At 64.6% G+C, this 22,795-nt stretch carries 21 protein-coding genes; 12 read left to right on the top strand and 9 right to left on the bottom strand.

Annotation, left to right across the window (positions count from 1 at the left end; translation table 11 throughout):
• The first annotated feature begins 13 nt into the window (after positions 1 to 13).
• Positions 14 to 526, top strand: a complete 513-nt coding sequence (locus tag M2361_RS03520) for a DUF192 domain-containing protein (RefSeq protein ID WP_259246250.1) — start codon at positions 14 to 16, stop codon at positions 524 to 526.
• Positions 527 to 637: 111 nt separating this feature from the next.
• Here the strand turns inward: M2361_RS03520 and pcaF are convergent, their stop codons facing one another.
• The 5 genes from pcaF to xseA form a co-directional block, all read right to left on the bottom strand.
• Positions 638 to 1,843 (bottom strand): 3-oxoadipyl-CoA thiolase, encoded by a 1,206-nt coding sequence (gene pcaF / locus M2361_RS03515; protein ID WP_100856362.1) that lies wholly within the window; start codon positions 1,841 to 1,843, stop codon positions 638 to 640.
• Between the two features lie 157 nt (positions 1,844 to 2,000).
• Positions 2,001 to 3,422: a chloride channel protein gene (locus tag M2361_RS03510; RefSeq protein ID WP_259246249.1), complete on the bottom strand. Its 1,422-nt coding sequence runs from the start codon at positions 3,420 to 3,422 to the stop codon at positions 2,001 to 2,003.
• 78 nt (positions 3,423 to 3,500) lie between these two features.
• On the bottom strand, positions 3,501 to 5,123 hold the full coding sequence (locus tag M2361_RS03505) for a methyl-accepting chemotaxis protein (protein WP_259246248.1): 1,623 nt from the start codon (positions 5,121 to 5,123) through the stop codon (positions 3,501 to 3,503).
• A gap of 286 nt (positions 5,124 to 5,409) precedes the next feature.
• Entirely contained in the window at positions 5,410 to 5,988 is a 579-nt protein-coding gene (gene sodB, locus M2361_RS03500; RefSeq protein ID WP_050445200.1) for a superoxide dismutase [Fe], read from the bottom strand.
• A gap of 166 nt (positions 5,989 to 6,154) precedes the next feature.
• A complete protein-coding gene (gene xseA, locus M2361_RS03495) occupies positions 6,155 to 7,522 on the bottom strand; it encodes an exodeoxyribonuclease VII large subunit (RefSeq protein WP_259246247.1) in 1,368 nt (455 codons plus the stop codon).
• Between the two features lie 350 nt (positions 7,523 to 7,872).
• Between xseA and M2361_RS03490 the strand changes: the two genes are divergently transcribed.
• Genes M2361_RS03490 through lpxK form a run of 3 tightly spaced genes read left to right on the top strand, consistent with a single transcriptional unit; the run spans position 7,873 to position 9,946 of the window.
• A complete protein-coding gene (locus tag M2361_RS03490) occupies positions 7,873 to 8,496 on the top strand; it encodes a MotA/TolQ/ExbB proton channel family protein (protein ID WP_259246246.1) in 624 nt (207 codons plus the stop codon).
• The gene (locus M2361_RS03485) at positions 8,493 to 8,906 is read left to right on the top strand and encodes a biopolymer transporter ExbD (RefSeq protein ID WP_100856366.1); all 414 of its coding nucleotides are present in this window, start codon (positions 8,493 to 8,495) and stop codon (positions 8,904 to 8,906) included. Before M2361_RS03490 ends, M2361_RS03485 begins: the two co-directional genes overlap by 4 nt.
• Positions 8,903 to 9,946, top strand: a complete 1,044-nt coding sequence (gene lpxK, locus M2361_RS03480) for a tetraacyldisaccharide 4'-kinase (protein WP_259246245.1) — start codon at positions 8,903 to 8,905, stop codon at positions 9,944 to 9,946. The genes M2361_RS03485 and lpxK overlap by 4 nt, the downstream gene beginning before the upstream one ends.
• Here lpxK and M2361_RS03475 read toward each other — a convergent pair.
• Positions 9,943 to 12,183 (bottom strand): intracellular growth attenuator family protein, encoded by a 2,241-nt coding sequence (locus tag M2361_RS03475; RefSeq protein WP_259246244.1) that lies wholly within the window; start codon positions 12,181 to 12,183, stop codon positions 9,943 to 9,945. The two genes, lpxK and M2361_RS03475, sit on opposite strands and share 4 nt — an antisense overlap.
• Before the next feature lie 191 nt (positions 12,184 to 12,374).
• On the opposite strand from M2361_RS03475, the gene M2361_RS03470 reads away from it, so the two are divergent.
• The 7 genes from M2361_RS03470 to rpsT all read left to right on the top strand — a co-directional run bounded on the left by M2361_RS03470 (position 12,375) and on the right by rpsT (position 18,371).
• Positions 12,375 to 12,554: a Trm112 family protein gene (locus M2361_RS03470; protein WP_100857804.1), complete on the top strand. Its 180-nt coding sequence runs from the start codon at positions 12,375 to 12,377 to the stop codon at positions 12,552 to 12,554.
• 10 nt (positions 12,555 to 12,564) lie between these two features.
• Positions 12,565 to 13,329, top strand: a complete 765-nt coding sequence (gene kdsB, locus M2361_RS03465) for a 3-deoxy-manno-octulosonate cytidylyltransferase (protein ID WP_259246243.1) — start codon at positions 12,565 to 12,567, stop codon at positions 13,327 to 13,329.
• Between the two features lie 90 nt (positions 13,330 to 13,419).
• Complete coding sequence (gene adk, locus M2361_RS03460; RefSeq protein WP_259246241.1) at positions 13,420 to 14,076, top strand: adenylate kinase; 657 nt, start codon at positions 13,420 to 13,422, stop codon at positions 14,074 to 14,076.
• Between the two features lie 134 nt (positions 14,077 to 14,210).
• Complete coding sequence (locus M2361_RS03455) at positions 14,211 to 14,969, top strand: 3-hydroxyacyl-CoA dehydrogenase (RefSeq protein WP_100856370.1); 759 nt, start codon at positions 14,211 to 14,213, stop codon at positions 14,967 to 14,969.
• Positions 14,970 to 15,078: 109 nt separating this feature from the next.
• Positions 15,079 to 16,638, top strand: a complete 1,560-nt coding sequence (gene murJ, locus M2361_RS03450; protein WP_259246240.1) for a murein biosynthesis integral membrane protein MurJ — start codon at positions 15,079 to 15,081, stop codon at positions 16,636 to 16,638.
• Positions 16,639 to 16,831: 193 nt separating this feature from the next.
• Positions 16,832 to 17,803: a FecR domain-containing protein gene (locus M2361_RS03445; RefSeq protein WP_259246239.1), complete on the top strand. Its 972-nt coding sequence runs from the start codon at positions 16,832 to 16,834 to the stop codon at positions 17,801 to 17,803.
• 304 nt (positions 17,804 to 18,107) lie between these two features.
• Positions 18,108 to 18,371 carry a 30S ribosomal protein S20 gene (rpsT, locus tag M2361_RS03440; protein ID WP_025135824.1) on the top strand — a complete coding sequence of 88 codons (264 nt, stop codon included), beginning with the start codon at positions 18,108 to 18,110 and terminating at the stop codon, positions 18,369 to 18,371.
• A 119-nt stretch (positions 18,372 to 18,490) separates the two neighbouring features.
• Here the strand turns inward: rpsT and M2361_RS03435 are convergent, their stop codons facing one another.
• On the bottom strand, positions 18,491 to 19,414 hold the full coding sequence (locus tag M2361_RS03435) for a LysR family transcriptional regulator (RefSeq protein WP_259246238.1): 924 nt from the start codon (positions 19,412 to 19,414) through the stop codon (positions 18,491 to 18,493).
• 115 nt (positions 19,415 to 19,529) lie between these two features.
• Here M2361_RS03435 and lysA point away from each other — a divergent pair, with 115 nt between their 5' ends.
• Positions 19,530 to 20,762 carry a diaminopimelate decarboxylase gene (lysA, locus tag M2361_RS03430; protein ID WP_259246237.1) on the top strand — a complete coding sequence of 411 codons (1,233 nt, stop codon included), beginning with the start codon at positions 19,530 to 19,532 and terminating at the stop codon, positions 20,760 to 20,762.
• Between the two features lie 77 nt (positions 20,763 to 20,839).
• Here lysA and garL read toward each other — a convergent pair whose 3' ends face one another.
• Together garL and M2361_RS03420 are read right to left on the bottom strand one after the other, a co-directional pair.
• The gene (garL, locus tag M2361_RS03425; protein ID WP_259246236.1) at positions 20,840 to 21,607 is read right to left on the bottom strand and encodes a 2-dehydro-3-deoxyglucarate aldolase; all 768 of its coding nucleotides are present in this window, start codon (positions 21,605 to 21,607) and stop codon (positions 20,840 to 20,842) included.
• Between the two features lie 76 nt (positions 21,608 to 21,683).
• Positions 21,684 to 22,685, bottom strand: a complete 1,002-nt coding sequence (locus M2361_RS03420) for a tripartite tricarboxylate transporter substrate binding protein (RefSeq protein ID WP_259246235.1) — start codon at positions 22,683 to 22,685, stop codon at positions 21,684 to 21,686.
• Positions 22,686 to 22,795 lie beyond the last annotated feature (110 nt).

The raw sequence follows: 22,795 nt of genomic DNA, 5'->3' as shown, positions 1-22,795 counted from the left end.
TACTGCGCCAGTCATGCTGAAGAATGTGAAGTTATTGCCTGTCAACCCTACGTTGTTCAAGACAGCGTTCTTTAAACCAGCATTTCTGAAAGCACTGTCGGCGGCACTGGCCGCCACGGCGCTTGCGCTGACCGCGGGCGCCCAAGCGCAAACCGGTCCACAACCGCCCTTGCCCACCACGCAGCTTTCGGCGGGCATCCATATTATCCGCGCGGAAGTCGCCGATACCGACGCCACCCGCCAAAGCGGCCTGATGTTCCGCAAAGAACTCCAGGGCAACGACGGCATGCTGTTCGTGTTCGAGCGGCCGGACGTGCAGTGCTTCTGGATGCGCAACACGCTCTTGCCGCTCTCGATAGCCTTTATCGCCGACGACGGCACGATCGTCAATATCGACGACATGGCGCCCCAGACCGAAGACCCGCACTGCGCAAGAAAGCCGGTGCGCTATGCCCTGGAAATGGCCCAAGGCTGGTTCGACCAGCACGGCATCAAGGCCGGCCGGAAAGTCGACGGGCTGCCCTGATCGGCGGCCCCAGGGCGCCAGCGCCCCCTTCAGATACGGCAAGGGAGCCCCACGGGGCTCCCTTTTCGTTTCCGCCCCTGTCAAAGCAGCGGAAAAAACAACACTTCAGGCTTAGACGCGCTCGATGATCAGCGCGATGCCCTGGCCCACGCCGATGCACATCGTGCACAGCGCGTAACGGCCGCCCGTGCGGTGCAGTTGGTTGATGGCCGTGGTGGCCAGACGCGCACCAGACGCACCCAAGGGGTGACCCAGGGCGATCGCGCCGCCGTTGGGGTTCACGCGCGGGTCGTTGTCGGCAATGCCCAATTGACGCAGCACAGCGAGGCCTTGGGCGGCGAACGCTTCGTTCAGTTCGATCACGTCCATCTGGTCCAGCGTCAGGCCGGTTTGCGCCAGCACTTTCAGCGTCGCGGGCGCCGGGCCGATACCCATGATGCGCGGCGCAACGCCGGCGGTGGCCATGCCGACCACGCGGGCGCGCGGCGTCAGGCCGTGGCGGGCCGCGGCCTTTTCATCGGCCAGCAGCAATGCGGCGGCGCCGTCGTTCACGCCCGACGCATTGCCGGCCGTGACGGTGCCGCCTTCGCGGACCACGCCCTTCAGCTTGGCCAGCGATTCCAGACTGGTTTCACGCGGGTGTTCGTCTTTGGAGACGACGATGGGGTCGCCCTTTTTCTGGGCGATCGACACCGGCACGATTTCGGCGTCGAACACGCCTTCTTGCTGAGCGCGAGCCGTCTTTTGCTGGCTGGCCAGCGCGAACAGGTCTTGGTCTTCGCGGCTGATCTTGAAGTCGTCAGCGACGTTTTCGGCCGTTTCGGGCATGGAGTCCACGCCGTACTGGGCCTTCATCAGCTTGTTGACGAAGCGCCAGCCGATGGTCGTGTCGAAGATGGCGGCGCTGCGCGAGAACGCGCTGTCGGCCTTGCCCATGACGAAGGGCGCGCGGCTCATGCTTTCCACGCCGCCGGCCAGCATCAAGCCGGCTTCGCCTGCGCGGATGGCGCGGGCGGCGGTGCCGATGGCGTCCAGGCCCGAACCGCACAGGCGGTTGACCGTGGCGCCGGGCACTTCGATGGGCAGACCCGCCAGCAGCGTGGCCATGCGAGCCACGTTGCGGTTGTCTTCACCGGCCTGGTTCGCGCAGCCCATGATGGCGTCGTCCAGTTCTTCCCAGCGCACGCCGGGGTTGCGCGCAATCAGCGCCTTGATGGCAACGGCAGCCAGGTCATCAGGGCGCACGCTGGCCAACGCACCGCCGTAGCGGCCGAAGGGAGTGCGGATCGCATCACAAATAAAGGCATTCACGGTCATGGGAAGCTCGAAGTGAAGTGAAAAATTCGGGATCGGACGATCTTAGCGCACCGCATTTCGCGCCAAGTTGGTGCACAGTCGAGGTGTCCGCTACACGGACGGTGTCCGGTAGGTGTTCACCCTGATTGCGTGGCGCGGGCCGGTCGGCCCAACGCCGTCAGGCTGACGGCGCCTTGGACGGCGCGACGCCCGACTCGGCTTGCGCCGCGCGGCCCGCCTCTACCAAGGCTTGCCGACGGAAACGCCCCGCCGCCAAATGGTAGAACGGTTGCGGGCAGAACTGGCGCGACACGCCAGAGGCCAGCAACGACCCCACCAGCAACCAGAACAGCATGGGCTGGCTGCCCGTCATTTCCATCACCACCACGCTGGCCGTCAACGGCGCCTGCGTGGCCGCCGCCAGGAAAGCCGCCATCGACACGAGCACCAGCACGCGCTGGTCAACGCCCTCGCCCGCAAGCTCCCAGATGTGCTGGCCTATGCCCGCGCCCGTGGTCAGCGCGGGCGTGAAGATGCCACCAGGAATACCTGCCCAATAAGACGCGACGGTAGCCGCCAGCTTGGCCAGGCCGAAGCCGGCCGGCGCCGTGTCGTGGCCCGACAGCAGGTCGGCCGCCACGCCGTACCCGGTGCCGTAAACACTGCCGGCCGTGCACAGGCCGATCACCGCCAGCACCAGACCCATGATGAAGGCCGTCCAGATAGGATGCGCGCGGATCCAGGCGCGCCAGGCGGCCGGTGCGGCGCCGGATGCGCCTTTGCCGAGCAGCCGCGCGAAGATGCCGCCCAGCGCGCCGTTGATCGCGCCGCAAATGACGATCCACATCACCATGCCATGGGCCAGCGGCGCGCCGCCGAACACGCCGAAGTACGGGTTGTTGCCCTGCACTGCCACCACCAGGAAGCCGGCGGCCAGCACACCGATCAGGACCAGGCGCTGCCAACGCAGCACCGTGCCGCGCCCCAACTCTTCGATGGCGAAGATGACGCCGGCAAGCGGCGCATTGAAGGCAGCAGCCAGCCCGCCCGCCGCGCCGGCGGCGATCAGTTCATTGGAATGGAAGCCGCGCAACTGCACGCCGCGACGCTTCCAGAAGTCGCCCCAGGCCAGCATCAGCGCGGCGCCCACTTGCACCGACGGGCCTTCGCGCCCGATCGACGCACCCGCCAGCATGCCGAAGAACGACAGTGGGATCTTCCACAGTGTTTGCGCCAGCGACACCAGGCTGCTTTGGCTGGGGCCGGGAGGCAAGGACAGCGCGCCGATGACTTGTGGAATGCCGCTGCCCGCCGCGTTCGGCGCAAAGCGCAGCGTCAGCCAACGCAGCGCGGCCAGGCTGAATGGCAGCACCAGCAAGGCAAGCCAGCCATTGTGGCCCACCCATTCGCGGTTCCAGTCCAGCGCGTTGTCGGCCAGATACGCAAACCCCAGCGACATCATTGCGACCAGACCCGCACCGCCCAGCAGCAGCGCCATTTGCAGGCTCTTGCGCGACAAGCGGTTGATCTGGCGCACCTTGCGCCGCATCAGGCGGCGGGCGGCGGTGGTGGTCCGGCGAAAAGGTTCGGTCAGGCTCATGGGCTGCTGGCGTGCGGCGCAAAGTGAGTAACCTTACCACTCTCACCTGACCCGCAGCCCACAAGTGTCAGCAGAAAATCACACCGCCGGAAGCAGTCGAGCTTGCGCGATATGCGCCGAGCTCGCGCTCGACCCCGCGCCCGCTTCGACCTTGAAGCGGCGCACTTCCTGCGCCAGACGCCCGGCCTGCTCCTGCATGCTGGCGGCCGCTGCCGCCGCCTCTTCGACCAGCGCGGCGTTCTGTTGCGTCACGGAGTCCATCTGCGACACGGCCTGGTTGACCTGGCCAATACCCGCCGATTGCTCTTCCGACGCGCTGGCGATGTCGCGCACCAACACCGCCACCTGACGCACGCTGTCGACCACTTCGCGCATGGTGCGACCGGCTTCGTCGACCTGGCGCGTGCCGCCTTCGACTCGCGCGGCCGACTCATCGATCAAGGCCTTGATTTCCTTGGCGGCCACCGCCGAACGCTGCGCCAAGGTGCGCACTTCGCCCGCCACCACGGCAAAGCCACGGCCTTGTTCGCCCGCGCGCGCCGCTTCCACGGCGGCGTTGAGCGCCAGGATGTTGGTCTGGAATGCAATACCGTCGATCACACCCGTGATATCGGCGATGCGGCGCGAACTATCGGAAATGGCGCTCATGGTCTGGACCACGCCATCCACCACTTCACCGCCACGCACCGCCACGGTGGACGCATGCGTCACCAGACGGTCGGCCTCGGTGGCGTTGTTGGCGTTTTGCTGCACGGTGCTGGTCAGCTCTTCCATCGACGCCGCGGTTTCTTCCAGCGACGAGGCCTGCTCTTCGGTGCGTTGCGACAGGTCGGAGTTGCCTTGAGCAATTTGCGACGACGCCGATGCGATGCTTTCACAGCCGTCGCGCACGTCCGCCACGATGCGGGCCAGGCTTTCGTTCATGGCCTTGAGCGCGGCCATCAGCTCGCCCGTTTCGTCGCGCGTGGCAACCTGGATGTTGGTGGTCAGGTCACCCGCGGCCACCTGGCGCGCGGCCTTCACGGCTTGCTCCAGCGGGCGCACGATGCCGCGCGTCACCAGCCAGCCCAGCAGCATGCCCACCACCACGCCGGCCACGGCCAGGATGATCATTACCGCGCGCACGGTGTTGTACAGGTTCGTGGCCACATCGACGGATTGCGCGGTGGACTTTTCCTTGCCCACGGCCAGGTCGGTCATCAGGTCGTCAAGCTTTTGCGACGAGGTGATGACGCGCTTTTCGATCTCGGCAACTTGCGGATCCGTCTGCGTCAGCGACTGCGATTTCGCGGCGGCGAAGAACGCTTCCGATTCCCGCTTCCAGACCTGCTCGGTCTCGACGAACTGCGCCAGCAGGCGTTTGCCCTCTTCTTCGTGGAAATTCTTGGCGGCCTTGTCGCGCAGCACGTCCATGTTCTTGACGGCCTCGTCGAACTGCTTCTTCAACGCCTGACGGTCCTGATCGGTGCTGGCGGCCAGATAGCCGCTGCGGGCACGGCCCGCGTAGATCAGGTGCAGATTGGATTCTTTCAGATCCGAGATGCCCCGCAGCTCGGTGTCGTACAAGCGGTCATTCAATTCGTTGATGCGAGACAGCCCCCAAACCCCAAATGCCCCGATCGCACCCCCAATTACCGCCACGAGCAAAAACGCGCCCGACAGGCGCGCCCCGATGCGCAAGCCTGAAAATAAGCGAAACATGCTTCCCTTCCCTGTAGTTACCCCGGTTGTGAGCGGGCATGCCGCAATCCGTTGGCCCCGTGGTTCAGCCCCCCGACCGTTGGCAACAATAGAGGCAGGAAACCCTAGGGATAACCCTAGATAAAAGCATGTTTCGTCGTCATTTCCCTGGAATGAAATCGACAATCGACAGGGTTTTGTAAGCTGAATTTTTCCTGAATTGGAATAAAAAAACCCCTTGGCGATGCGCAAGGGGTTTTTTGGTGCAAGCCAGCGGCGTGGAAGCCGAGGCTTGTTTCTTTACCGATCAGGCAAAGTTCTTGGCGGCGAACTCCCAGTTCACCAGGGCCCAGAAGTTTTCCAGATACTTGGGACGCGCGTTGCGGTAGTCGATGTAGTACGCGTGTTCCCAGACATCACAGGTGAGCAGCGGCGTGTCGGCCGTGGTCAGCGGGGTGGCGGCGTTGCTGGTGTTGACGATGTCAACCGAGCCGTCGGCCTTCTTGACCAGCCAGGTCCAGCCCGAACCGAAGTTGCCGGCTGCCGACTTGTTGAACGCTTCCTTGAAAGCGTCGAAGCTGCCCCACTTGGCGTTGATGGCGTCAGCCAGCTTGCCCGAGGGTGCGCCGCCGGCCTTGGGGGCCAGGCTGTTCCAGTAGAACGTGTGGTTCCAGATCTGGGCGGCGTTGTTGAAAATGCCACCCGAGGACTTCTTCACGATGTCTTCCAGCGACAGCGTTTCGAATTCCGTACCCGGGATCAGGTTGTTCAGGTTCGTGACGTAAGTCTGGTGATGCTTGCCGTAGTGGAACTCCAGCGTTTCCTTGGAAATGTGGGGAGCCAGGGCGTCGAGTTCGTAAGGCAGGGGGGGAAGAGTATGTGCCATGTGTGGGTTCCTTCTGTTGAGTGCACGATCAAGCCGGTCAATTGTATCGGCAACTAATGAGGATACCGCGTTAACCCCGTGCCCGCGCGGGGTTAACGCGCCGCATCCGCCAGAGCAATGGTCTGCGTTGGAATGTCATTGGCCGGCATGCCGCGCCAAGCAGGGCTTAACCGGCGTCGCGCGTCTTGCGGGTCTGGCGCACATCTACCTGCGCGCCGCCTTGCGCAAAGCTAAGGTCCAGCGCCTGCCCGGCTTCCAGGGCGGCGGCGTCGCGCACGATGCGGCCGTCGGCGTCACGCGCAATGGCGTAGCCGCGCGCCAGGGTGTTGCCCGGATCCAGCGCGCGCAATTGCGCCGTGGCCGAGGCCAGGCGGTTGCGGCCCTGCACCAGCAGGCGGGCATGCGCCTGGCCCAGATGGCGCGCCGCGTTGGCCAGGCGGTCGGCCGCGCGGCGGGTGTCGGGCGCCCGGTGCGACAGGCGCTGTGTCAGCAGATTGACGCGAGCGGTACGCCGGTCTTGCGGGCCGGACCAGGCGGACGCCAGGCGAAAGCGCAGGCTGTTCAAGCGTTCGCGCTGATGCTCCAGCCGTTGCGCGGGCGACACCAGTTGCCCCGCCGCACGGTCCAGGCGCTGGGCGGCGCGCTCCAGGCGGCGTTGCTGGCCGCGCGCCATGGCCTGGGCGGACTGCATGACCTGGCCCAGCAATTCAGAGCGCGGCACGCAGGCAAGTTCCGCCGCGGCAGTGGGCGTCGGGGCGCGCACGTCGGCCACGAAGTCCACGATGGTGAAGTCGGTTTCGTGGCCCACGCCGCTGATCACGGGAATCTCGCTGACTGCCACCTGGCGCGCCAGGTCCTCGTCATTGAAACTCCAGAGGTCTTCGATGCTGCCCCCGCCCCGCACCAGCAACAGCGTGTCCACTTCGGCACGCGCATTGCCAAGGCGTACCTGGGCAGCCAGACGGCTGGCGGCGTCCGCCCCCTGAACCGGGGCCGGATAGATGATGACCGGCACCTGCGGCGCCCGGCGAGCCAGCGCCGACAGCACATCCCGCAACGCCGCCGCGTGCAGCGAGGTGACGACGCCGATCGCGCGTGGCAGCCGGACGGGCTCGCGCTTGCGGGCCGGATCGAACAGGCCTTCGGAGGCCAGTTGCTCTTTCAACCGCAGAAATGCTTCATACAAGTTGCCCAGCCCGGCGCGGCGCATGGCATCGGCCTGCAACTGGTAGTCGCCACGGGGCTCGTAAAGGGAAACCCGGGCGCGGATTTCGACCTGATCGCCCGCGCGCGGCACAAAGCCCACTGCGTTGGCGCGGCTTCGGAACATGACAGCGCGCACAGAGGCCCGGCTGTCCTTGAGCGTGAAGTACCAATGCCCGGATGCCGCCTGCGTGAAGTTGGAAATCTCGCCTCGCACCCACAACGCCGGAATGCTGCGCTCCAGCAATTGCCCTACTGCTTGGTTTAGCTGGGCAACTGTCAGGATATCCCGCGTGAATGCGTTGTTTGTGACTGCAAGTTCAATTGTCATGAGGCTTCCCGATGCGTATCTGTCCACAGGCCACGCGGAGCGGGCCGCCATGATACCGTTTCCAGCGAATTTTGCAGCGACCGCCCCGAAAGCCAATAAAAAACACGCAAGGCACTGATTTAAATGAGGTTTTTTATTAAACCCGGCTGCGCGATTTTGAAGCAAACAAGCGCAAGCCCTGTGCCCACAAGCGTTCCGGGGAAGTTTTGCACAGAATTATCCACAATTTCTGTGGATAATTCCGGGGGTTCCCCGCCTTGCCACAAACCCGCCGCGCCGTTACAGTTTCGGCTTGATCTGATTCCACGGCGCGAGCGCTTCGCTGCCCTGGCCCCCGGGAGTTGAACGCTTTGCTTTCCATTTTGCGCGAGGCCGGCTGGCCTATCTGGCCCCTGCTGGCGACATCCGTGCTGGGACTGGCGCTGATCTTCGAGCGCTTCTTCTCCCTGCGCCGCAGCCTGATCCTGCCCCGAGGGCTGAACGATCAGGTGGTGGACATGCTGCGCAACCGCCAAGACACCCCTGAAGCCATCAACCGGCTGGAACGCAATTCGCCGCTTGGCCGCGTGCTGGCCGAGGTGATGCGTCACCGCCATCTGCCGCGCGAAGAACTGCGCAGCGTGGTCGAAGACACCGGGCGCGCCGTCGCGCACGACCTCAGCCGCTACATCCCCGCCATTGGCACCATTGCCGTCGTGGCCCCGCTGATGGGCCTGTTCGGCACCGTAGTCGGCATGATCGAAATTTTCGGTTCGTACACGCCCGGCGGCGGCGACCCTGCCCAACTGGCGCGCGGCATCTCGATTGCGCTGTACAACACCGGCTTCGGCATCCTGATTGCCATTCCCGCCATGATCGCGCATCGCTACCTGCGCGGTCGGGTCGACGGCTACCTCAGCGCCATGGAGCAATCGGCCTCGCGGCTGGTCCGCGCCTTGTCGCCGACACCCCCCGTGCGCGAGGGGCGTTCATGAATTTCCGTGGTGCCCGCGGCGAGCGCGACGAGCTGGACATCAACCTGATTCCGCTCATCGACGTGTTGCTGGTCATCCTGATCTTCCTGGCGGCCACCACGTCGTTCACGCGATTCACGCAGTTGCAGGTGACGTTGCCCCAGGCCTCGTCGGAACAGGACACGCCCCCCGCACTGGAAGTGGCGGTCAGCCAGGACGGGCGCTACGCGCTGAACGGCACGCTGATCGACGTCTCCACGCCGCCGGAAATCGCCGACGCGCTGCGCCAGGCCGCAGCGGGCAAACCCGATGCGCTGGTCATCATCAACGCCGACGCCCAGGCCACCCATCAATCCGTGATCAACATCATGGAAGCCGCCCGCCTGGCCGGCATTGGCCGCGTCAACTTCGCCGCCCAGACTTCCCGGTGAGCACCCCGCGTTCGTCCCCTTCGCTGCTGGCGCGCCAGTGGCAGCACGGCGGCTGGCTGTCGGCCCTGCTGCTGCCGCTATCCGCCCTGACGGCGTGGGCCGTGGCCAAAAAGCGGGCCGCCTACCAAAGCGGCGCCAAACCCAGCTACCGCGCCCCCGTGCCCGTCGTGGTGGTGGGCAACATCTATGTTGGCGGTACCGGCAAGACGCCCGTGGTGATTGCCACCGTGCAAGCGCTGCGCGCACGTGGGTTTACGCCCGGCGTGGTCAGCCGGGGCTACGGCGTGAAGATCGGCGCGCAGGCCCGAGTCGGCGTCGGCGCCTTGGAGCCCGCCCGCTTTGGCGACGAACCCGCACTGATTGCTCGCGCCACGAACGCCCCGGTGTCCGTGCACCCCAAACGCGCGCTGGCGGCCCAGGCCTTGCTGAAAGCCCACCCCGAGGTGGACGTGATTGTCTCCGACGACGGCCTGCAACACCTGGCCCTGGCCCGTGATGTGGAAATCGTGGTGCAGGATGAGCGCGGCGTGGGCAACGGCCGGCTGCTGCCCGCCGGCCCCTTGCGGGAACCCGCCAGCCGCTTGCGCGAGGTGGATGTGGTCGTCACCAACATCGGCACGCCAGATGGCAGCCCGGCCGACACGGGCAACGCCCGCCCCCGCCCGGTGCGCATGTGGCTGGAACCTGGCGACACCCGCAACATCGAAAACGGGGCAACGCGCCCGCTGTCCGCCTATGCAGGGCAAGCCCGCATCGTGGCGGCGGCCGGCATCGGCAATCCGGAACGCTTTTTCACGACGCTGCGCGCGGCGGGGATCACGCTGGACGCGACACTGCCCCTGCCGGACCATCACGATTACGCCGATTCCCCTTTCCAGGCGATGACGGCGGACACCATCCTGGTCACGTCCAAGGACGCGATCAAGTGCGCCGCGTTGCACGACGCGCGCCTGTGGGAGGTGCCGGTGCAGGCAGCGTTTTCGGATCCCCAGCTGTTCGATTGGCTGGCGCAACGTCTGCGCCAGCCCGCCCACGCTTAAAAGAACGCGGGCTTGGCGGTGCCCCGGCGCTGCGCATGGTCCTGCAAGGCCTTGCCGCGCGCTGCAGCGGCGCGCATGCGGATCAGGGCCAGGGGCGCATGCACCAGAACCAGCAGCGCGGCCAGCAGCAACCATGCCATATGGGCGACGGACGGCCAGGGGTTGTCCAGGCTGCGCGAGGCATCCACCGTGATTGCCGGCGCACCGGAAGCATCACCGTCCACGCCCACCACCAGGCCGCCAACCTTGAACGGCATGGCGCCATCCGGCAGGAACATGCGCACCTGCTGTTGCCATTCGGCCAGGGCGTCCGCCGTGCGGGTCCGCTTCAACTCGGGCAACAAGGCATACGGGCCCGGCAGCACGTTAAGCACAAGCCCCCCTTTTTGCGTGTCCATTGCAAGGTCCGACGCGCGGTCCAGTGCAGCCCGGACGGCGGGTTCGGCGCTGGCACGGGCCAGGCGCCGAGCCTCTTCGACGGAGCGGGACAACATCAAGCCTTCGTCGCCACGGCCTTTCGCCGTCAAGGCCCCCGCTTCCACCAACTTGAGCAACTCGAGCCATTCTCGCGGCTCTTCCCTGGCCAACGTAACGCTATCGACAAAGGCGCGCTTAAGCCGATCGCAAGCGGCGATAGCCTCGCCGGAAACGGCCTCGCAGGCCGTTTCGATGCCCAGCACCGTGTTGCTCAGTCCGACCACATTCACCACCGACACCGACCGCGCGTTGTACAGCCCCATCTGGTTATTACGCATTTGGCCGAGGACTTGGCCCTTCACCAGCATATCCATCATCGGATTGGGTTTGGTCCTGAGGAAATCACCGGAATACAAACGCAACAGCGGCTCATCAATCTCCAACTGCGCGGCTTGAGGCTGGCCCCCACCCCAGCGCAGCCGGCTGCAATCGAATGCCGCCCCGCCCCCGCTGAACTCATCGGCTCGGACCAGTTCGCACCGCGCGCGGCCTTGCAACGCCACCAAGGTACCGAAGCCCGGAAGATCTTTCTTGAACTCCGCGGCCGAGTCATAAGAGCGCGGCTGCGCGCCGCTGACCCAGGCGCGCGTCAGTGCAGCATCCGCTTTCAGGTTGTCGGCCGTGATCCACAACGCCGCGCCGGCCAGCAGTCCGACCAGCGTCAACGTCACATGCCGCCCCCAGTAGACGCGCGGGAACAGGCGTTGCTCTTCGTCCAGAGAGTGACTGCCGCCCAGACGCACGACGGAGTAGTCCTGCACCCGCATGTCGACGTCGACGCGGCCGTCGTCCGGCAGCACCAGGTTGCTGCGCCAGTGTTCCGGCAATTTGATCGGCAACTTGTCGCCCAGGAAAAGCTGCGTGGACACGGCCTGCGTGTTGTCCGGATTGGTCAGCACGATAGCGTTCAGTTCACCGCGCGCACGATTGACCTTCTGGGGTGCGTCGGGCGCGCGACGTCGCCAAGTCAGCCACAGGGCCAGCACCGCCAGCGCGGTCGCCGCGCCGGCAAACGCCAAGCCGCCATCCGCCGCCGTCACAGCCAGACAAATGAAGGCCAGCAACCAGACCACCGACACCCAGAAGGCGACGCCCGGTTGCTGGCGCTCGGCGATTTCGGCAGGCGTTTCGTCGCGTTGGCTCAGAATTTCCACCCGTACCACATCGGCCAGGCTAGGTTCTCCCTTTTCGCCGAGCTTTTCGCCCTGCTCGCCCGCCGGGCCTGCATCGGGCTCTTGCGGCACCACGTCCTGCAACGCTCCAAGCTTGCCGCTGGACCATTGTTGGTCCTGCTTCTGACGGCGTTGATCACGTTCCCGGCCCCCGGCGATGTCGAATTCACCGTTCAATGCCACGACGATGGCGAATTTCTCGGTCATCACGACTTCAGCAACGTTATCCTCGCGCAGATAATTCCGCGCGTCGTACGGCAACACCACATCGACGCCGCCCAGCGTGTCATGCATGGTCGACCCGCCCTGGCCGGTTTCGAGCCCATGTCGCACGAATGCGCCCTTCAGCGGGAACACGCGGTCATTGACCAGGCTGGCCGTTTTCTTGGGATTCGCGGGGAACACAAGGAATGGCTGCACCAAGGCGGCCTCTTCGGACGTCATTGCCCGCAGCGACTGACCCTCATGCTTGAGCTCACGCAGCGCGCCTTTGTTATCGCTGCGCCGCATCATGTACGTGATCCAGCTGATCAACGACCAAACCAGAATGATCAGCATCAACCCTAGCTTGAGGGTGTTGGAATCCATCTTGCTATCTTCCTCCGCATAGAACGCGGCGGATGATAGCGCTGATGCGTCCCGTATTTTGAGACGGATAATTCAATTCATGACATTAATTAACCAAGCGCGTATGCACGCAATTCCGACTTCGCGAAAATCAGACCTGCTCCCCAGGCAAGCGGGTCCTGCCCCACGCAAACTGTTTTAGAATCGCGGTCATGGAATCCCGACTTCTCGACATCCTCGTCTGCCCCTTGTGCAAGGGCCGCCTCGAACACGACCGGCAGCAAGCCGAACTGGTTTGCCGTGCCGACCGTCTGGCTTTCCCGATTCGTGACGGTATTCCCGTCATGCTGGAGTCGGAAGCCCGCGTCCTGGACGAAACCGTCTCCTCCTGACCGCCGCACCGTGAGCTTCATTGCCCTGATTCCGGCGCGCGCCGCCTCGACCCGCCTGCCCGACAAACCGCTTGCCGACATCGCCGGCAAGCCGATGGTCGTGCGTACCGCCGACCGCGCCGCCCTCTCGGGCGCGTCGCAACTGTTCATTGCCACCGACGACGTCCGCGTCCAGGCGGCCGCGCAGGCACATGGCCTGACCGCCCTGATGACGCGCGGCGACCATCCCACCGGCACCGACCGGCTGGCCGAAGCGGTGGAACAGTTGGGCCTGCCCGACGACGCCATTGTGGTGAACGTGCAGGGCGACGAACCGCTGATCGAACCGGAACTCATCGACGCCGTCGCCGCCAAGCTGCTGGCCTGCCCCGAGGCGGATATCGCCACCTGCGCCTGTCCGCTGGCCGACGCCGAGGCGCTGTTCAATCCGAATGTGGTGAAGCTGGTGTGCACCGCGGATGACCGCGCCATGTATTTTTCGCGCGCCCCCATTCCCTGGGCCCGCGACGCGCTCGCCAGTGGCGAACGGGTGCTGGCCGACGGCCTGCCCGCTTGGCATCACATCGGCCTTTACGCCTACCGCGTGTCGTTTCTGCGCCGTTTCCCGACGCTGCCGCAAGGCATGCTGGAACGGTTCGAGTCTTTGGAACAACTACGCGCCATGGAACATGGCCATCAAATCGTCGTACACCGTACGTTCAACCCTCCCGCGGCAGGCGTAGATACCCCGGCCGATCTGGAGCGCGTGCGACGGTTCTACAGCAAACAGATGTAAGGGTTATTCCCATGGCGCAGCCCCGCATTGGCTGCTGCGTTGCGGCATAATTCCCCGGATCACAAAAAATAAACCCCATCAGGAGCACTCATGCGTCTCATCTTGCTCGGACCTCCCGGCGCCGGCAAAGGCACCCAGGCCGCGTTTCTCACCCAACACTTCGGCATTCCTCAAATCTCCACCGGCGACATGCTGCGAGCCGCGGTGAAGGCAGGCACGCCCTTGGGTATTGAAGCCAAAAAGGTCATGGATGCCGGCGGTTTGGTTTCCGACGAGATCATCATCGGCCTGGTCCAAGACCGCCTGAAGCAGCCCGACTGCGCCGGCGGCTACCTGTTCGACGGCTTTCCCCGCACCATCCCGCAGGCCGACGCGCTGAAAAGCGCCGGCGTCAAGCTCGACTACGTGGTGGAAATCGAAGTGCCCGAAGAAGACATCATCGAACGCATGAGCGGGCGCCGCGTGCACCAGCCCAGCGGCCGCAGCTACCACGTGCGCTTCAACCCGCCCAAGGTCGAAGGCCGCGACGACATCACCGGCGAAGAACTGATCCAGCGCGACGATGACCGCGAAGAAACGGTGCGCCATCGCCTGTCCGTCTATCGCGAACAAACCCGTCCCCTGGTCGATTACTACTCGACCTGGGCGCAGCAAAACGCCGCCGAGGCCCCCAAGTACCGCAAGATCTCGGGCGTGGGCGCCGTCGACGAAATCAAGTCGCGCCTGTTCGAAGCCGTCAAGAGCTGATTGGCGCTTTGATGGCCCAAAGGCCTTCGGCGCCGGCTGGACGCAATGCGCTCCGGCATCGGCCCGAAGGCCTTGTCGCATTCGGCGCCTGCCGCGCCGCTTTCATCCCCTTGAATTGAACTGGTGGTAGAGACATGGAAATCGCGAACAAGGTATTCATCGTTACGGGTGGCGCGTCCGGATTGGGCGCGGGCACCGTGCGCATGCTGGTCGAAAACGGCGCCAAGGTCGTCATTGCCGACGTGCAGGACGAACCCGGCCAGGCCCTGGCCAAAGAGCTGGGCCAGCGCTACGTGCATTGCGACGTCACCCAGGAAGCCGACGGCAAGAGCGCCGTGGCCGCCGCGCAAGAGCTGGGCGCCCTGTTTGGCCTGATCAACTGCGCGGGCGTCGCGCCCGCCGCGAAGATCGTGGGCAAGAACGGCGCGCATCCGCTGGACCTGTTCCAGAAGGTTGTGTCGATCAACCTGATCGGCAGCTTCAACATGATGCGCCTGGCCGCCGAAGCCATGAGCGCCAACACGCCCGAGCCCACCGGCGAACGAGGCGTCATGATCAATACCGCATCGGTTGCTGCATTCGACGGCCAGATCGGTCAGGCGGCTTACGCCGCCTCGAAGGCCGGCGTGGCCGGCATGACGCTGCCGATCGCCCGCGACCTGGCCAAGACCGGCATTCGCTGCATGACCATCGCCCCGGGCATTTTCGGCACGCCGATGATCTTCGGCATGCCCCAGGAAGTGCAAGATTCGCTGGCCGCCAGCATCCCCTTCCCCGCCCGCCTGGGTCGCCCGGAAGACTACGCCAAGCTGGTCCACAGCATCGTCACCAACGATATGTTGAACGGCGAAACAATCCGCCTGGACGGCGCCATCCGCATGCCGCCGAAGTGATGTAGTACAAAGGCCGGCCCACGAAGTGGGCCGCCTTTTTATGTGACAGTCTTCACGTTTCACGCAGTCGTTTCGGGCCGGCCCGCACTTTTTTACGTAGTACCCATCCATGAGCCTGTTTCGTTCGGCGGCCACTGTCAGCAGCTTCACCCTGCTGTCCCGCATTTCCGGCCTGATCCGCGACATCCTCGTCGCCCGCGCGTTTGGCGCCGGCCCCATCACCGACGCCTTCTGGGTCGCATTCCGCATCCCGAACCTGCTGCGGCGCTTGTTCGCCGAAGGCGCGTTCGCCCAGGCGTTCGTGCCCATTCTGGGCGCCGCGCGCAACCAGCGGTCGGAAGAAGAGGTCCGCATTCTGCTGGATCGCGTGGCGCTGCTGCTGACCGCCGCGTTGATGCTGATCACCTTGATCGGCATCGTGGCCGCGCCCTGGGTGGTGTCGGCCATGGCCAGCGGCCTGCGCGGCGCAGCTCGCGATACCGAATTCGGGGCCGCCGTCTGGATGACGCGGATGATGTTCCCCTACATCTTCTGCATGTCCCTGATTGCCTTCGCCTCGGGCGTGCTCAACACCTGGCGCCGTTTCGCTGTGCCGGCCTTCACGCCGGTGCTGCTGAACCTGTCGATGATCGCCGCCTGCATCTGGCTGGCCCCGCGCATGGATGTTCCCGTCTATGCGCTGGCGATCGGCGTGATGATCGGCGGCGTGGCGCAACTGGCCGTACAGTGGGTCGCCCTGGCGCGATTGGGCCTGACCCCACGCTTTTCGCTGCGCTTTCGCCAGGCCTGGGCCGACCCCACCGTGCAGCGCATCCTGAAGCAGATGGCGCCCGCCACGCTAGGCGTGTCTGTGGCGCAGATTTCCTTGCTGATCAACACCAATATCGCCACGTGGCTGACGCCGGGCAGCGTCACCTGGCTGTCTTTCGCCGACCGGCTGATGGAGTTCCCCACCGCTTTGCTGGGCGTCGCGTTGGGCACCGTGCTGTTGCCCAGCCTGTCGGCCGCCCACGCCCGCGACGACCAGGGCGGCTATAGCGCCTTGCTGGACTGGGGCCTGCGTCTGGTGCTGTTGCTGGGCCTGCCCGCCGCCGTGGGCATGGCGTTGCTGTCGGACGGCCTGGTGGCCACCCTGTTCCATTACGGCGCGTTCGCCGCGGACGACGTGCTGCAAACGCGCCTGGCCGTGATTTCCTACTCGGCCGGCTTGATCGGCCTGCTGGCCGTGAAGATTCTGGCCCCCGGTTTCTACGCCAAGCAGGACATCCGTACCCCGGTCAAGATCGCCATCGGCGTGCTGATTTTGACGCAGTTGATGAACCTGGTGCTGGTACCCATCATGGCCCATGCCGGCCTGGCGCTGGCCATCGGCCTGGGGGCCTGCCTGAACGCGCTGGCCCTGCTGATCGGCCTGCGCCGCCGCGGCGTGTATCAACCCGGCCCCGGCTGGACGGTGTTTGCGCTGCGCCTGCTGCCGGCGCTGGCGGCGCTGGCCGCCCTGCTCTGGTACGCAGACGGCAAGATCGACTGGATCGGCTTGCAGGCCCATGCGGGCTTGCGGGCGGCGTGGCTGGGTGGCGTCCTGGCGGCAAGCGGCGTGGTCTACTTCGGAATGTTGTTACTCTTTGGGTTCCGACTTAAAGACTTTGGCCGTCGTCCAAAAGCCTGATTTCATCCCTGCGGGCGACATTCCCACCAAAAAGCCGGCTTCGCGCCGGCTTTTTGCATTAGATTCGTCAAGAATTGACAAGCGGCCCGTAATCTTTGGTAAAAAACCTTTATTATTTACAAATTGCCATCGAAAGGATTCCCGCGCGGCTTGCGTGCGGGAAGATGAAGTGAAGTACGCCCAAGGACAACCCATGGCGGACCAGGTGATCAATTGGTTGCTCTTGCTGCGCTCTGGCAAGGCAACCGCGCAGGACTACAACGACTTCCTGGCGTGGCGTGCGGCTGACCCTCTCCACGAGAATGCCTGGCAGCAACTGACCGGCACGCTCGCAGGGTCGACGTTCGGACGGCTTGGTGACGCTTACCCCGCAGCGGGTTACGCCACCGGAGCCGCGCCTGCCGCGCCGTCGCTGATCCCTCCGCCCCCGGCCATCGTGCCGCCCCGACGCCGTTTTCTGACCGGCGCGTTGGCGCTCGCCAGTACCGGCGCCTGCGCCGCCTACGTCGGCAACGCCTTCTACCCGCTCAATAACGTGGCCGCGGACGCCGCCACGGCAACCGGCGAACGCCGCCGTTACCTGCTTTCGGATGGCAGCCAACTGCTGCTGGACGCCCGCAGCCGAGTCGACCTGGACTTCACCCCTGCCTACCGCCAAGTCCGCTTGCTGGACGGCGCGGTGACGGTTTCGGTTGCCCCGGACGCGCGCCGCCCCTTCCTGGTACAGACGGCGGAAGGCACCGTTCGCGCGCTTGGCACCCGCTACATGGTGCGCCAGCAGGCACAGCGCACGGTGGTGGTGGTGCATGAGCACGAAGTCGAGGTCGAAACCATGGCTGGCGCCCACGGCACCGTCCGCGCCGGCACCGGGGCCCGGTTTGATGTATCCCGCATGGACATCCCGCGCGCCGAACTGATGGCCGAAGCGGCGTGGGAATCCGGCTGGGTCGACGCCCGGGGCCGCCCGTTGGCGGAAGTGATCGCCGCGCTGCGCCCCTACCGCACGGGCACGTTGCGTGTGTCCATGGCTGCGGGTGGTTTGCCCGTGTCGGGGCATTTCCCGCTGGACGACACCAATGCCGCGCTCGACGCGCTGCAAGAGATGATGCCCATCAACGTGCGGCGTTTTACGCCCTGGTTCGTGTCCATCAACGTCGCCACCTGACAACGCTATGCCGCGCGCCTGTGCCTCGGGCTCGCTTCGTTGTATACTCGGTACCGTATTTTTATCCAGTAGGCGCCGCGGGTTTTCCTCAAGGCTTTGGTTCTAGGCTTTAGCAGGGATTATCCGAAAGGGTTCACTAGCTAAAACACTTTAGCTAGAACTCTTTAGCCCAGGGACTTTTCTTCCCCAGCGCCCCCCGCCCGGTTGACGGGCGCTCCATCGACAGATCTGACATTAAAAGCTTGCAATCCCACGGGGACTTGCTAAAATGTTGGACTTTGCCGAATTCAACTTATATAGCAACATGGCCAATACCGCCCAAGCCCGCAAGCGCGCTCGCCAATCCGTTGAGCGCAACAAGCACAATTCCAGCCTGCGCTCGATGCTGCGCACCGCCATCAAGCGCGTTCGCCAATCTATCGCCGCTGGCGACAAAGCTGCGGCTGGCGACGTGTTCCAGAAGGCCTCGAGCGTGATCGATCGCGTGGCTGACAAGAACATCATCCACAAGAACAAGGCTGCTCGCCACAAGAGCCGCCTGGCTGCCGCCATCAAGGCGCTGGCCTAAGATTCTGCCGCCCCGCTTTTTGGGGCGTCATGAATACGGCAAATGAAGAAGGATGCCCCCGGGCATCCTTTTTTGTTTTCTGCTGGTTTTGCAACGGTTTTGTCGAAATCCAGTTTCGCCTAATGCGCGCCGGCATACGTATCCGCCAGCCTGGCCTTGATGGCGTCAGCGGCATCGGATAGCGCTGCCATGAACCCATCCACCAGCGGATTGGCCGGACGATGCTCCGGAAAGACGGCGTTGACGCGAAACGGCAATGAGCGGCGCAGCGGCCGGATGTGCAAGCCGCGACCCGCGAAATCCAATGCCGTCAGCGGGTTCACGATAGCCAGGCCCAGCCCGAGTCGCACGAACGTGCAAACCGACACCGCTGTGGGCGTTTCAACGATGGACCGCCGCAATACTCCCGCTTCCGCAAACGCTTCGTCGATCTGTAACCGATAGGGATCGTTGGCCGACAGGCTGACAAAAGCGTGCCCTTCGAAATCCGCCAGATCGATTTCCGCGCGCGCCAGCAGCGGATGCCCGTCCGGCAGCACACATACCTCATCCACCTGCAGCAGCAGCCGAACCCGCGTGCCAGCCGGGGCGGCGTCGTGTTCGGTCAGGCCCAGATCGTAGCGCTGCGCCGTCAGCCACTCTTCCAGAAACGGCGATTCCTGCGTTTCCACTGACAGGCTTACCCCCGGATGCAGGCCATGAAAGCGCCGAAATGCGTCGGGCAGAATGGAATGCGAAAAGGCAGGCAAGGCGATCACCGACAACTGCCCGCCCCGGAACTCGCGCAGCCGCGCCGCGGCCGACACCACGCGCTCCAGGCCCGCATAGGACTGCCGGATCTCGTCGTAGAGCGCCAGGGCGGGCATGGTGGGTCGCAGGCGGCCGTGTACGCGCTCGAATAGCGCAAAGCCAATGCCCTGCTCCATGCGGGCCAGTTCGCGGCTGACGGTGGGCTGCGAGGTGCTCAAGAGCTCGGCAGCCCGTGTCACGCTGCCGGCGATCATCACCGCCCGGAACACTTCGATATGCCGATGTGTCAGCACGCCACGCCCCATATCAGGAATGAATGGATCTTCAACATATAAGCATTTTACTGGATGCCTTGAAACCGGCATCATTCCGCCTGCTTTCAACTCTTCAATTCAAGGTCAGCCCGTCATGGCATTCGATCCGCGCCAACTCACCCAACTCGCCACGCAGCATGGCACGCCGCTATGGGTGTATGACGCCGCCGTCATCCGCGAACGCATTGCGCAACTGCGCCGCTTCGACACCATCCGCTATGCGCAAAAGGCGTGTTCCAACCTGCACATCCTGCGTCTGATGCGCGAGGAAGGCGCGGTGGTCGACGCTGTATCGCTGGGTGAGATCGAACGCAGCCTGGCCGCCGGCTTCGACCCCAAGGGCGAGCCCGAAGGCATGGTCTTCACGGCCGACCTGATCGACCACGCCACCTTGGCCACTGTGCTCAAGCACGGCATCACCGTGAACGCCGGCTCACTGGACATGCTGGACCGCGTGGGCCAGGCCTCGCCCGGCCATCGCGTGTGGTTGCGCATCAACCCCGGCTTTGGCCACGGCCACAGCAACAAGACCAACACCGGCGGCCCGCAAAGCAAGCACGGCATCTGGATCGACGACGTGGCGCAAGCCGTGTCCATCGTGCGCCGCCACGGGCTGAAGCTGGTCGGCATCCACATGCATATCGGCTCGGGCGTGGACTACGGCCACCTGTCCAGCGTGTGCGACGCCATGGTCGACGTGGTGCGTTCGCTGGACCATGACATCGAAGCCATCTCGGCTGGCGGCGGCCTGTCCATTCCTTATCGCGATGGTGAACCGCGCATCGATTGCGACCACTATTTTGAACAATGGGATTCGGCCCGCAAGCGCGTTGAACAGTTGCTGGGCCATGACGTCCGGCTGGAGATCGAACCGGGCCGCTTCCTGGTGGCCGAAGCCGGCGTGCTGGTCACCGAGGTGCATGCCGTCAACCACCGCCCCGAGCGCGACTTTGCCCTGGTGGACGCGGGCTTCAACGATTTGATGCGCCCGGCCATGTACGGCAGCTTTCATCGCATTTCGGTACACGCGCGCGACGGGTCGGACCCGCAGGGCGTGGCCGAAACGCGCATCGCCGTTGCCGGACCGCTGTGCGAATCGGGTGACGTGTTCACGCAGGAAGAAGGCGGCGTGATGACCGACCAGTTGTTGCCGCAGCCGCGCATTGGCGACTTCATGGTCATGCACAACGCTGGCGCATATGGCTCGTCGATGTCATCGAACTACAACAGCCGGCCGCTGGCGCCCGAGGTCTTGCTGGACAACGGCGAAGCGCGTTTGATCCGCCGTCGCCAGACCGTCAGCGAATTGCTGGCGCTGGAGGACTGAGCACTAAGACTCAGCAAGAAAATCAAACCACACGCCCCGCCTTGTTCGCGGGGCGTGTCGCATCAAGCCCTACGCAATCAAGTCGGGAATGCGTCGCGCAAGGCAAACGTGGCTTGCTTGAACACGCCCAGGTCCGTACCCACGGCAACAAAGTGCATGCCCATGTCCAGATAACGCCGCGCATCCGCATGCACGGGTGCAAGGATTCCCACGGCCTTGCCCTGGGCGGTCACACGCTGATGCAGATGGCGGATGGTTTCTTGCACTTCCGGGTGGCCGGGGTTGCCGATGTGGCCCAGCGCGGCGGCCAGGTCCGACGGGCCGATGAACACGCCATCCACCCCTTCCACGGATGCAATCTCGTCCACCGCCTCGATGCCCGGACGGCTTTCAATCTGCAGCAGCACGCAGATGTTGTCGTTGATGGTTTGCAGGTAGTCCGGCACCGTGCCATAGCGGTTGCTGCGCTGCGCGCCCGCCACGCCGCGCATGCCCTGCGGGGGATAGCGGGTAGCCGCCACCGCCAGGCGCGCGTCAGCTTCGGACTCGATGAACGGAATCAGCAAGTTGTAGAAACCGATATCCAGCAGGCGCTTGATCTGCACCGGATCATTCCACGACGGCCGCCCGACGGCGGCGCTGGCGCTGCCCTGCAACGCCTGCAACTGTTGCAGGAACATCGGCACTTCATTGGGCGAATGCTCGCCGTCCAGAAGCAGCCAGTCGAAGTCCGCCAGCCCGACCAGCTCGGCCGTGATGTGGCTGGACATGCACATCCAGAATCCGATGAGCCGTTCGCGGGCAAGGATGCGTTGCCGGAAGCGGTTGGGTAAGGGAGAGTTCATTGCTACCTTCGTCTGTGCAAGATAAAAATCCGAAAACCTGAAAGAACAGGCCGGGCCGAAACCCGGCCGCCCCACGTTAATCCATGCGCGCGCCAGACGCCTTGGCCGCCTTGCCCCACTTGCTGATTTCGTTATCGACAAACGCCGAGAACGACTTCGGGTCGTCGCCCACTACGACAAAGCCCACGCTTTCCAGCTTTTGCCGGATGTCGGGCGACGACAGCGCCTTGACCGTGGCCTGGTTCAAGCGCTGGATCACGGCAGGCGGCGTCTTGGCGGGTGCGGACAAGCCAAACCAGGATTCCGCCGAAAAGCCCGGGTAGCCCGATTCTGCCACCGTGGGCGTGTCGGGATAGGCCGGGTTGCGCTTGGCGCTGGCCACGGCCAAGGCGCGCAACTTGCCGGAAGTGACTTGCGGCAGCAGCGTGTCCTGATTCAGGAACATGACCGAGACGCGCCCGCCGATCATGTCGGTAATGGCGGCGGCGCCGCCCTTGTAGGGCACATGCACCAGGTCAATCTTGGCGTCTTGCTTCAGCATTTCCATGGCCAGGTGGCCCGACGAGCCGCTGCCCGAGCTGGCATGCGTGTACTTGCCGGGGTTCTCGCGCGCCAGCTTGATGAAGTCGGCAAAGGTCTTGCCGGGAAAATCCATGTTGGCGACCAGCACATTCGGGCCTGTGGCCAACAGCGAGATATGCGCGAAGTCGCTGTTGCGATACGGCATGTTCTGGTAGATGGCGTAGCTGATGGCGTTGGAGCCCACGCCCGACAGCAGCAAGGTGTAGCCATCCGGTTCGGCCTTGGCCACGACGTCGGAACCGATGTTGCCGTTGGCCCCGCCCTTGTTTTCGACGATGACACTCTGGCCCAGTTCTTTGGAAAGCTCGGCCGCCAGCAGCCGGCCCACCGAATCGGTGCTGCCGCCGGCCGGGAACGGCACGACCAGCTTGACCGGCTTGCTTGGCCAGGCGTCGGATTGCGCCATGACCGCCGCGGGCAGCAGCGTCATGGCGCCAAGCGAGGCCACGGCCAGCACGGTAATTCGTCTGCGCGCCGAAGGTTTGGGTTGTTGCATAGTTGTCTCTTCCGTATGGTTTTTCTTAGGATGTGAGCCCGGTGGCCGGGTCTGCTGTTATGGGCAAAACAATTCGGGCACAACAAAGTCAGCGCAACAAACAAACCGCT

It is taken from the genome of Achromobacter sp. JUb104 (assembly GCF_024806975.1).
In the GTDB taxonomy this organism is placed as follows: Bacteria; Pseudomonadota; Gammaproteobacteria; order Burkholderiales; family Burkholderiaceae_B; genus Achromobacter; species Achromobacter spanius.
Note: the sequence above shows the minus strand (reverse complement) of the source record. Positions and strands in the feature narration are given on the sequence as shown.

Coding starts and splice junctions, on each gene's coding strand:
- M2361_RS03520 (WP_259246250.1), top strand. CDS start 14: ATGCTGAAGAATGTGAAGTTATTGCCTGTCAACCCTACGTTGTTCAAG.
- pcaF (WP_100856362.1), bottom strand. CDS start 1,843: ATGACCGTGAATGCCTTTATTTGTGATGCGATCCGCACTCCCTTCGGC.
- M2361_RS03510 (WP_259246249.1), bottom strand. CDS start 3,422: ATGAGCCTGACCGAACCTTTTCGCCGGACCACCACCGCCGCCCGCCGC.
- M2361_RS03505 (WP_259246248.1), bottom strand. CDS start 5,123: ATGTTTCGCTTATTTTCAGGCTTGCGCATCGGGGCGCGCCTGTCGGGC.
- sodB (WP_050445200.1), bottom strand. CDS start 5,988: ATGGCACATACTCTTCCCCCCCTGCCTTACGAACTCGACGCCCTGGCT.
- xseA (WP_259246247.1), bottom strand. CDS start 7,522: ATGACAATTGAACTTGCAGTCACAAACAACGCATTCACGCGGGATATC.
- M2361_RS03485 (WP_100856366.1), top strand. CDS start 8,493: ATGAATTTCCGTGGTGCCCGCGGCGAGCGCGACGAGCTGGACATCAAC.
- M2361_RS03475 (WP_259246244.1), bottom strand. CDS start 12,183: ATGGATTCCAACACCCTCAAGCTAGGGTTGATGCTGATCATTCTGGTT.
- M2361_RS03470 (WP_100857804.1), top strand. CDS start 12,375: ATGGAATCCCGACTTCTCGACATCCTCGTCTGCCCCTTGTGCAAGGGC.
- adk (WP_259246241.1), top strand. CDS start 13,420: ATGCGTCTCATCTTGCTCGGACCTCCCGGCGCCGGCAAAGGCACCCAG.
- M2361_RS03455 (WP_100856370.1), top strand. CDS start 14,211: ATGGAAATCGCGAACAAGGTATTCATCGTTACGGGTGGCGCGTCCGGA.
- murJ (WP_259246240.1), top strand. CDS start 15,079: ATGAGCCTGTTTCGTTCGGCGGCCACTGTCAGCAGCTTCACCCTGCTG.
- M2361_RS03445 (WP_259246239.1), top strand. CDS start 16,832: ATGGCGGACCAGGTGATCAATTGGTTGCTCTTGCTGCGCTCTGGCAAG.
- rpsT (WP_025135824.1), top strand. CDS start 18,108: ATGGCCAATACCGCCCAAGCCCGCAAGCGCGCTCGCCAATCCGTTGAG.
- lysA (WP_259246237.1), top strand. CDS start 19,530: ATGGCATTCGATCCGCGCCAACTCACCCAACTCGCCACGCAGCATGGC.
- garL (WP_259246236.1), bottom strand. CDS start 21,607: ATGAACTCTCCCTTACCCAACCGCTTCCGGCAACGCATCCTTGCCCGC.
- M2361_RS03420 (WP_259246235.1), bottom strand. CDS start 22,685: ATGCAACAACCCAAACCTTCGGCGCGCAGACGAATTACCGTGCTGGCC.